General features: G+C 34.9%; 2 protein-coding genes and 1 pseudogene. All 3 read left to right on the plus strand.

Translation table 11 applies throughout. The features are described from left to right. A pseudogene (locus H8S17_RS16040) lies at positions 1-240 on the plus strand (hypothetical protein); the annotation flags it as partial. 168 nt (positions 241-408) lie between these two features. Continuing rightward, the gene (locus H8S17_RS16045) at positions 409-996 is read left to right on the plus strand and encodes a hypothetical protein (protein ID WP_186867888.1); all 588 of its coding nucleotides are present in this window, start codon (positions 409-411) and stop codon (positions 994-996) included. Positions 997-1,226: 230 nt separating this feature from the next. Further along, positions 1,227-1,367: a hypothetical protein gene (locus H8S17_RS16645; protein WP_243238117.1), complete on the plus strand. Its 141-nt coding sequence runs from the start codon at positions 1,227-1,229 to the stop codon at positions 1,365-1,367. Positions 1,368-1,658: the final 291 nt, after the last annotated feature.

Here is a 1,658-nt window from a genome sequence, read left to right on the forward strand (position 1 = left end):
TACAAGTCAGAAATAATCTCAGATGAGACAGCTTTTTATACAAATGAGAAGAAAGAGATAAGTGGTATCTGCAATCAGTTTTTAAATGGTAAAACAGATCAAAAATTATTTTGTAATGAAATGAAAGACCGTTTAAATGATTACTATGGAAGCAGGTATGAATTAAGAAATCAGTCAGAAGCTGTTGAAGGCAGAGTAAGTAATATGTTGAGTAAATTACAACATATGTATGCACTTTAGGATTATGATGGAAATATGCAATGGTTATTGCTGAGTGTCAAAATTCAAAAGATGATATCAGTATGGTGGTTTGCAAATAAAGTTACATATCATATTGATGCTGAGAGAAATCCAACAGGTAGCATAGTTGGAAGAACTTCAAATAATGAAGAAAGGAGTTACTATAAAATGGAGGTATCAAATAATTATAGCACAGCAAAATTATGGGGCACTTCGGATAAAAAAGTTTCTAAATCTTCTGAAAAAAACAAATGGAAATTAACGGATTCTTTAAAAGAGAAAATTGTTGAACTGGCAAAAAAAGATGCACAGGACAACGTATATATGGGAAATGCGTTTATGAATTTGCGTAAGATGGAAGTAAGCAAAGTGGCACCGAACAGGGCAGCCTTAATTGGAAAATTTAATCAATCAATGAATTCCGGCAATATGTCCGCAATGAAAGGAGTTGAAAAAGCTGATAAAAAATGGCTCTGTATTTTGTTCGGGATACCATATGAGGCAGAGTTTCAGGGAGAGGGAACAGGATCAGCAGCTCATGTATATAACGAATGTGGTGAAGAAGTTCTGACATATACAGAGGGAGTAGGCTGGCAAGAAAAGGAAACAAAAGCAGAGTCACAGGTACATTCGGCGTTAAAATCGACGTATTATGAGGCTTTTTGTGATGCAAGAAAAGCATTAAACAGTGAACAAAGAACTGGTGGTATGAATGAAAATATAATGTCACAAGACAATTTTGATATGAAAGCGTAAAGAGCGTGCGATTAAAATAATGGTTTATAAATAGGAGTGTTGTAAATCAGCAGATATCAAATCTGTTTTCAAAGAATGGTACTTTTATTGCAGAGGATGGTACAGATTTACTGGCATTGTTTAAGGAAAAATACTATTCTGATGATCACAGTGATTGGACTTATTATAATTCAGATTATTACTATCAATGCAATGACACCAATGCGGCATTGAGAGAATCTGCCTGGAAAATGACGGAAAAATGGGAATTGGGCGGGATTGACTGTGATGAAATCGAAGCAAATTCCAGCCTTACGTTAGACGGTGGTTTTGATTTTAACAGTATATGGAATTCGGATTTCAGAAATCAGGTCGGAGGGCGAAATCCGTAATGTATGGGATTTAATGGAAGATTATTATTCGGATACTAAAGACAATTCCAAAGTCAAATATTTCCTGAGTAATATGTCTGTATTTACACGATGGTATTCGTATGAAACAGGAATCAATGACAGATTCGGTGATTATGAGATAGTGAAAGATTAGGATAATCCGATATATATAAGGAGCATTCCTGTTAAGTAACAAATAACCGGTTTGCAAAAAATGAGTGCCACCCATAGAATAATGATTGTTAACTGGCCGGTTGACAAATCATCGTTCAAAGGAGACACCCACAAATG

It is taken from the genome of Roseburia zhanii (genome assembly GCF_014287635.1).
GTDB lineage: Bacteria > Bacillota > Clostridia > Lachnospirales > Lachnospiraceae > Roseburia_B > Roseburia_B zhanii.

Excerpts from the sequence above, each read along its gene's own strand:
- H8S17_RS16045 (WP_186867888.1), top strand. The coding sequence starts at position 409 with ATGGAGGTATCAAATAATTATAGCACAGCAAAATTATGGGGCACTTCG.
- H8S17_RS16645 (WP_243238117.1), top strand. The coding sequence starts at position 1,227 with ATGACGGAAAAATGGGAATTGGGCGGGATTGACTGTGATGAAATCGAA.